Origin of the sequence: Sphingomonas sp. DC5200-1, from assembly GCF_049897245.1 — a bacterium.
Taxonomy (GTDB): Bacteria; Pseudomonadota; Alphaproteobacteria; order Sphingomonadales; family Sphingomonadaceae; genus Sphingomonas; species Sphingomonas aquatilis.
In genome coordinates this window covers 1-7022 of sequence record NZ_JAFCVW010000025.1, presented here as the reverse complement: position 1 = coordinate 7022, position 7022 = coordinate 1, and the positions used below count along the sequence as shown (strand labels likewise).

Annotated in this window: 9 protein-coding genes and 1 pseudogene; 1 reads left to right on the top strand and 9 read right to left on the bottom strand. The window is 65.6% G+C overall.

What is annotated here, in order from left to right:
- Positions 1-151 precede the first annotated feature (151 nt).
- From ACP7A3_RS20715 to ACP7A3_RS20675, 9 genes and pseudogenes are all read right to left on the bottom strand, one after another.
- Positions 152-1108, bottom strand: coding sequence for a c-type cytochrome (locus tag ACP7A3_RS20715; RefSeq protein WP_018251203.1), 957 nt, complete (start codon positions 1106-1108; stop codon positions 152-154).
- Positions 1105-1992, bottom strand: coding sequence for an MBL fold metallo-hydrolase (locus ACP7A3_RS20710; RefSeq protein ID WP_018251202.1), 888 nt, complete (start codon positions 1990-1992; stop codon positions 1105-1107). The genes ACP7A3_RS20715 and ACP7A3_RS20710 overlap by 4 nt, the downstream gene beginning before the upstream one ends.
- Before the next feature lie 21 nt (positions 1993-2013).
- Positions 2014-2610: a DsbA family protein gene (locus tag ACP7A3_RS20705; RefSeq protein ID WP_243403061.1), complete on the bottom strand. Its 597-nt coding sequence runs from the start codon at positions 2608-2610 to the stop codon at positions 2014-2016.
- A 47-nt stretch (positions 2611-2657) separates the two neighbouring features.
- Complete coding sequence (locus ACP7A3_RS20700; protein WP_018251200.1) at positions 2658-3284, bottom strand: DsbA family protein; 627 nt, start codon at positions 3282-3284, stop codon at positions 2658-2660.
- Positions 3281-4090 (bottom strand): TlpA family protein disulfide reductase, encoded by an 810-nt coding sequence (locus tag ACP7A3_RS20695; protein WP_018251199.1) that lies wholly within the window; start codon positions 4088-4090, stop codon positions 3281-3283. The genes ACP7A3_RS20700 and ACP7A3_RS20695 overlap by 4 nt, the downstream gene beginning before the upstream one ends.
- Entirely contained in the window at positions 4090-4872 is a 783-nt protein-coding gene (locus ACP7A3_RS20690) for a sulfite exporter TauE/SafE family protein (protein WP_018251198.1), read from the bottom strand. Before ACP7A3_RS20690 ends, ACP7A3_RS20695 begins: the two co-directional genes overlap by 1 nt.
- Positions 4869-6101 carry an NAD(P)/FAD-dependent oxidoreductase gene (locus ACP7A3_RS20685; protein ID WP_018251197.1) on the bottom strand — a complete coding sequence of 411 codons (1233 nt, stop codon included), beginning with the start codon at positions 6099-6101 and terminating at the stop codon, positions 4869-4871. The genes ACP7A3_RS20690 and ACP7A3_RS20685 overlap by 4 nt, the downstream gene beginning before the upstream one ends.
- Entirely contained in the window at positions 6098-6532 is a 435-nt protein-coding gene (locus ACP7A3_RS20680; protein WP_018251196.1) for a TIGR01244 family sulfur transferase, read from the bottom strand. Before ACP7A3_RS20680 ends, ACP7A3_RS20685 begins: the two co-directional genes overlap by 4 nt.
- A 2-nt stretch (positions 6533-6534) precedes the next feature.
- Positions 6535-6708 (bottom strand): annotated as a pseudogene (locus ACP7A3_RS20675) (IS1182 family transposase); the annotation flags it as partial.
- A 155-nt stretch (positions 6709-6863) separates the two neighbouring features.
- Between ACP7A3_RS20675 and ACP7A3_RS20670 the strand changes: the two are divergent.
- Positions 6864-7022: recombinase family protein (locus tag ACP7A3_RS20670; protein WP_426257024.1), on the top strand; the 159-nt coding region annotated here is incomplete at its 3' end.

The window sequence follows — 7022 nt, the reverse complement described above, 5'->3', positions numbered from 1 at the left end:
ACCTCCAGCTGCTGGCCCGGCAGGCCGCGCCGGCCTGATACGCGGCGCATCCTCCGGTGCCCGGCGTCACCTGTCATCCACCACGCTGATCCCACGCGATCCTTTTTCAACAGTCTCGTTCGGTTGTGACACTGGTTAGGAAGCCGAGCGATCAGCTGCCAAGCATTTTTCCGTCAATCTCCTGACCATAATAGTCCCCTTTGGGGTGAAACTGCTTACGTGCGCTCTCGACAGTCCCGGTCTGCCGCGGATCGCGGGGTCGCTCGCGACTATCGACATAGGCGGCGACATCCCACGCCTGCTGATCCGTCAGCGTGTTGCCCTCACCATAAGGCATGTTGGCCTTGATGAACCCGGCAGCCGACGCCAGCCCGGTCATGCCCGCACCCCAATTGTAGGAGCGCGCTCCCCACAGCGGCGGGATAGTATAGCTGCCGTCCGGGTTCGCCTGCCCTTGGCCGTTCGCACCGTGGCATGATGCGCACTGGCCGGCGAACACAATCGCGCCGCGAACCGGATCGTGCCCGATCGGGGTTGTGGCGAGCTTTATGAACCCGCGACCGGGCAGCGGCTTGCCGGATGGCGCGCCGGTCGCGAGCCAGGCGAAATAGCTCTGGAGATCGCGGTAGATATCGTCGCCATAGGGCGGCGGGGCGCCGGCTTTCGAGGCGGGCGCGTTCATCGAGTAGAGGAAGCAGTCGCGGATGCGATCCTCCATCGTGTTCACCCGGCCGTTCTTCGCGCGATAAGCTGGGTAGCTGACCCAGGCCGCCCACATCGGGGACGCATCGGCCTTCCGCCCGGCATCGAGGTGACAGTTGCTGCACGTCAGGCCGTTGCCGACGTACTGGCCGGCATGAGCCGCGCTCGCGGTGAAGATCAGTCGACCGCGCCGGATCGCGTCGCCGTCCGGCCCGGCGGGGATGGTGCTTTCCGCCGGTGGCGAAAAGGCGGCGTCCGCTGCTACCTCGACGGGTGCCTGCACGGGCGCGTCAGACTGCCCTACCTTGTAGGTGACGACGAGGACGAGCAGCGCGGCGGTAATGGCGAAGATGATACGCTGGGCATCGCCATCATCACCGGGCGTTGGCGGCGTTGGTTCGGTCATTTGCCCGCGCCGAAGTGGTTGAGCGGCACCTTGAGGAACGCTGTGCCGCACGCCTCCGGCTCCGGCAGGCGACCGCCGCGGATGTTCACCTGGAGCGCGGCAAGCATCAGGTCCGGCAGCGGCAGGGTTGCGTCGCGCTTCTCGCGGGTGGCGACGAACTCGGCCTCACCGATGCCGTTGTGCACATGGATGTTGTCACGACGCTGGTCCGCCACGGTCGATCGTCCAAAGACTTCGCGCCCGTCCTTGCCGTAGTCGTGGCCGACATAGGTCGCGGTGCTGGGCGGCAGTTCGAGGATCGCCCGGATCGAGCGCCACAGCGCGCGCGCGTTGCCGCCTGGAAAGTCAGCCCGACTGGTGCCGCTGTCGGGCACCATCAGCGTGTCGTGGACGAACGCCGCGTCGCCGACGACGTAGGTGATCGAGGCGAGCGTGTGGCCGGGCGACAGCATGACGTGCGCGTCGAGCGAGCCGATCCTGAACTGCTCGCCATCGGCGAACAGGCGATCCCACTGGCTACCATCGACGGGCAGGTCAGGCAGGCAGTAGATGTCCTGCCAGAGCTTCTGCACCTCCACGACCTTGGTGCCGATCGCGGTTTTGCCCCCTGTCTTTTCCGCGAGATACGGCGCGGCCGAGAAGTGATCGGCATGGGGATGGGTATCGAGCACCCATTCCACAGTAAGTCCCTTGGCGCGGACATATTCGAGGATCATATCGGCATTGTCGGTTGCGGTCGCACCGGCACGGGGATCGAAGTCGAGGACCGGATCGATAATCGCGGCGGTCTTCGTGGCTTCGTCGACCACGACATACTGGAAGCTGCCGGTGCGCTCGTCATGGAGCGACGCAACCGTCATGCCCTTGTGATTATACTCGATCATGTTTCGTATCCTCTCGCATCGTCAGCTTTCTTCCCGCGCACGCGCGAACAGCCGTTGGAAATCGCTGGCGTCGATCGCGCCCATCACCAGCATGGGACCGGCAAGATAACCCGGGGTGCCCGCCAGTCCGATCGAATAGGCTTCCTGTCCGTTCGCCCGCAGGCGGGCTGCGACAGCGTCCGCGTGGGCGGCAAGCCAGGTCATCGCGCGCAGCCAATCGCCGCCAGCGCGCATCACGACGTCCCGCAACACGTCGTCGTCGATCGTGCGGCTGTCCGTCATCAACGCACGATGGACGGTCGGGTAAACTCCCTGTTCGGCGCACGCGAGCGCCACGCTTGCGGCACGTTCGGATGGCGGACCGAAGATGGGCCAATCCTTGTAGATGACCCGCACCTTGCCGTCGCGTTGCACAGCCTCTTCCAGGGCGGAAAATCCATGACGGCAGGCCGGGCAACGATAGTCGGTGAACACGGCAAGCCGGAGCGTAGCATCGGCAGGTCCGTCCTCGGGCGAGCCGTTACCGGCAAGGATCAGGTCGGCGGTCGGCCCGACGTCGCGCCCGATCGGGGCGGTACGCCGTAGAACCTGCCCGACTGCCCAACCACCCACGACCACCGCGCCCAAGCCGGCAAGCTGTCTCCGATTGAGCGGCCCGGGCATGGTCAGCGCGCCGCTGGTTTTTTGCGCGCTTCCGCGACGAGACGACGCAACGTCGGGAGATCGACAGCACCGGCGACGACCTGCGAGCCGACGATCAGCGCTGGTGTTCCGTTGAAACCGATCGCCTGGGCGATGCTATCGGTGCGCGTAAGCAGCGCGTCGATTTCGGCGCCACGGTTCTTCAAATCGCGTTGCAGACGGGGCCAGTCGACCTTGGCTTTGGCAGCCGCTGCCTTGACGCCCGCGCTGTCGAGCCGCGCCGGCGAGGTCATCAGGGCCTCGTGAAAGGCGGCATGCCTGCCCTGCCATTGGCTCGCGACAGCCGCGCGTGACGCCTCACGCGAGGCAGGTCCGAAGATCGGCCAGTCCCGGTACACGACCCGTACCTTCGGGTCGGAGCGAAGCAGGGCGTTCAGCACCGGCTCCATGCGACGGCAATAGGGGCAGTTATAGTCGAAAAACTCGACAACCGTGACGTCGTAGGTCCTGCCGGCGCGCTTGGGAGCCACGGGATCGTCAACGACCGCCTTGCGCGACAGATCGGGCTGCTGGGCGATGAGAGGCGTGATCGGCGCGGCGAAGGCAAGCGCGGCCAGGAGGCCCCGAGACAACAGGTTGCGACGATTCATCGGTGTTTCCTTGCTAATTCGATTCCATCGGCGAGCGCAGCGCGTGACAATTCACCGAGCTGGAGCTGTACGATCGTGCCGTCGCCCGCAACGAAGGCCGTTGCGGGATACCCCGCCACCTTCAGGGCTTGAGAAAGGCCACGATCGGGGTCGAGCGCGACATGGCGCGCTCCGATATTTTCACGGCCGAGAAAACCGCTGACGATCGCTTGCGCCTCGCCCTGATCGGCAAGAAGGATCGGGACCTCGCCAGGGCGCGACGCAACCGCATCGAGCATCGGCAGCTCACGCCGACACGGACCGCACCATGTCGCCCACAGGTTGACCACGAAGGGCCTGCCACGGAAGCGATCGAGTGGAAGCGGCGCGCCGGACGGGGTTGTCAGGTTGAGATGATAGGGGAACGGGCCGTAGGTCACGGGAGGGATCAGCGCCTGAAGCGAGAACCAGAGGCCACCCGCAACAGCCAACGCTCCCCAGCCTGCCGCCAGCGCGCTTGAGCGGCCAAGCCGGATCGCCAGCATCGCCGCAGCGCCCAGAAGCCCTGCAACGGGGGAAAAGCCACCCTGCCACACGGCAAGGATGGACAGCGGAGCGCCGGTGTAGCTCGACCAATGCGCTGCGACGTAACCGATCCGTGCCGTGACAAGTCCAGCGACGATGGCGCTGGTGGAGACCGTCGATACGCGAGGGAAGCGGAACCGACCGGCCAGTGTCGTGAGGCCAAGGAACACGACGATGCACAGCACGGCAAGCCCGCGATCGACGGCCAGCATCAGCGGCCCGATGGCAATCGCACCCGCCATCAGAGAAACGCGGCCGCGCTTTTCCAGAGCATGTAGGCCGCCACCACGAAGATCAGGACGGCGAAGACCGTGGTGAGCGTGCCGCCCGTACCGAGGCGCTTCGCGATGCGCGTGCCGATCAAGCCGCCGACAACTCCACCGGCGATGAACACGAAAGCCAGCGGCCAGTCCACCAGACCCGAAAATGCGTAATTGGCGGCCGTCGTCAGCCCGAACGCGGTGACGGCGATCAATGACGTGCCGACGGCGTTCAGGATCGGCATGCCCGTCGATCCGATCAGGCCGGGGACGATCAGAAAGCCCCCGCCGATGCCGAAGAAGCCCGAGAACAGACCGGTGCCGAGGCCGTAGCCCAGCACCTTCGGCGCCTTTTCCCGGTTGCACTCCGCCCCCGGGTTGCCCGTGTCACCGCGCCCGCGCAGCATCAGGACGCCGACGACGACCATGACCAGTGCGAACAGGAACAGGAGCTTGCCGCCGTCGACGGCCTTGCCCGCGGTAGAGCCGAACAGGGCGCCGATGACGCCGGCGGTCGCATACATGCCGCCACAGCGCCATTTGACGTTATGCGCCCTTGCATGGCCGATCAGCCCCGTGGCGGCGTTAGCCGCGACGGCGAACGCGCTCGTGCCGATGGCGAGATGGGCGTCGGGCACGCGCACCAGATAGACCATGAGTGGGACGGCGAGGATCGAGCCGCCCCCGCCGACAAGCCCGAGGGTAAAGCCCACCAGGCTGCCGGATAACGCACCCAGCAGATACTGGATCGGTTCGAGGGTCATGCCGCTTTGCCGATCTTATGCGGAGCCGCCATCCATTCATGGCCTTTCAGCATGCCTTGCCAGTAAATCGGGGGCAGCATCCGCTCCTTCAGGAACCAGGCAGCGCGCGTCGGGCGCGTGCCGTTCAGCAGCCACGACGGAAAGCTGGGGAGCAGTTTTCCACCATAGCCGAACTCGGCGAGGACGATCTTGCCGCGCTCGACGGTGAGCGGGCACGACCCATAGCCGTCATAGTCGACAACAGGAGGCTTGCCTTCGAGTGCGGCGAGCGCGTTGACCGCCACCACGGGTGCCTGCTTGCGGGCTGCCGCAGCCGTCTTCGCATTGCTCGTCCCCGCAGCATCGCCCAAGGCAAAGACGTTGTCGTATCGCTTGTGGCGCAGCGTCGCCTCATCGACCTCGACGAAGCCGTTTGCCGCCGCGAGCGAACTTTTGGCAACGACGTCATGCGACACCTGCGGCGGCACGACGTGGAGCATGTCGAACCCGCGCTCGATCCGCTCGCTGACACCGTTCTGCTTGCGCTCGAAGGTGGCAATACGCCGATCGGCGTCGACCGCGACGAGGTTGGATTCGAGCTTGAGGTTGATCCTATACTTCTCGACATATTCCATCAGCGCAGGGACATAGGTCGCGACGCCGAACAGCGCCGCACCGGCGTTGTGAAATTCGACGTCGATCGCGGGGAGAACACCGCGTTCGCGCCAGATGTCGCAGGACAGGTACATCGCCTTTTGAGGCGCGCCGGCGCACTTGATCGGCATCGGCGGTTGCGAGAACAGCGCGCGTCCCCGCTGCAATTCCTGGACAAGCTGGTAGGTGTAGGGCGCCAGATCGTAGCGGTAGTTGGACGTGACCCCGTTGCGGCCCAACGCTTCGGTAAGCCCCGCGATCTTCTCCCACGCCAAACGCAGGCCGGGGGCGACGATCAGGACACGATAGGCGATCGTATCCCCGTCGCCCAGGGTGATCGCCTGACGCTCGGGGTCGATGGTGATCGCCGGCAGCCGGATCCATTCGACGCCCTTGGGCATGACATCGGCTTCGGCCTTGCGGGTCTGTTCGGGGGTGAAAACGCCTGCCCCGACTAACGTCCAACCGGGCTGGTAATAATGGTCCCGGGCCGCATCGACGACCGCGATCGACACCTTGGCGTTACGTTTCAGGATGCTGGCGGCGGTTGCGATGCCCGCAGCTCCGCCTCCGATGATGACGATGTCGTAGGTCATTTGCCGGTTCTTTCGGACCGGCGAGCGAGCGCCGGCTTCAGATCGGCCAGGTCGTACCCGGCTGCCTTGGCCTGACCGACGATCGTTTCGGGATCGGCATGACTCGCCTCCGCCAGCGCCCATAGGGTAGCCGCCCGCGTGCCGCTTCGGCAGAAGCCGAGCGTCGGTCCCGGCAGCGCAGTCAGCGCTTCCTTCATCCGGTCCGCATCGGCATCGGTCGCCTTGCCCGGCACGATCGGGACATGGGCGAACGCAAGGCCGTGTTCTTCGGCGATCCGGGCCATCTCGTGTGCGCTCGGCTGTCCCTGCTCCTCGCCATTTGGCCGGCTCGAAACGATCGAGCGAAACCCCGCCTGTGCGGCGGCAGCGACATCATCCCGGGTGAGCTGGGGAGCAGCCGAGAAGGACGGTGTGATCTTCTTGAAGGCCATGTATCCGGATCGATCGAGGGTCGACCGCTCGCGCTGTAGCTCGCTGCCAGCGCCTCACGCACGAAGCCGAGGTCCAGCACGCCGTCGATGCGCCGGAGAAGGTGGTCGGCAGGCACATGATCGTCGAGCCGGAAACCGTAGAACAGCGCGCCTTGCGCCACCTGCCGACCCATCATGTCCATACTCCCGCCGCCTGGCAGGAGTGAATCACGCCTTCCTCGTCGTCGCAAGCACGCGTTTTTCAACAGTCTCGGTCGGTTGTGACACCGCCACCCTGCCCCAGCTTTTCCAAGGGTTTGCAGGTGTCACAACCCCGTGCCAGAATGAAGGCATGGAAATTGGCTATGCCCGCGTGTCGCGAGGCGACTCCCAGGACATAGACCCGCAGCTTCGCGCGCTCCGCGATGCGGGGTGCGATCCCATCTACCAGGAGGAGGCATCGGGTGGCCGAGCTGACCGTCCCGAGCTGGCGCGCGCGATCGGCGCGTTG

Bases quoted from the DNA above. Each gene is read 5' to 3' on its own strand.
- ACP7A3_RS20715 (WP_018251203.1), bottom strand. From the start codon at position 1,108: ATGACCGAACCAACGCCGCCAACGCCCGGTGATGATGGCGATGCCCAG.
- ACP7A3_RS20710 (WP_018251202.1), bottom strand. From the start codon at position 1,992: ATGATCGAGTATAATCACAAGGGCATGACGGTTGCGTCGCTCCATGAC.
- ACP7A3_RS20700 (WP_018251200.1), bottom strand. From the start codon at position 3,284: ATGAATCGTCGCAACCTGTTGTCTCGGGGCCTCCTGGCCGCGCTTGCC.
- ACP7A3_RS20695 (WP_018251199.1), bottom strand. From the start codon at position 4,090: ATGGCGGGTGCGATTGCCATCGGGCCGCTGATGCTGGCCGTCGATCGC.
- ACP7A3_RS20690 (WP_018251198.1), bottom strand. From the start codon at position 4,872: ATGACCCTCGAACCGATCCAGTATCTGCTGGGTGCGTTATCCGGCAGC.
- ACP7A3_RS20685 (WP_018251197.1), bottom strand. From the start codon at position 6,101: ATGACCTACGACATCGTCATCATCGGAGGCGGAGCTGCGGGCATCGCA.
- ACP7A3_RS20680 (WP_018251196.1), bottom strand. From the start codon at position 6,532: ATGGCCTTCAAGAAGATCACACCGTCCTTCTCGGCTGCTCCCCAGCTC.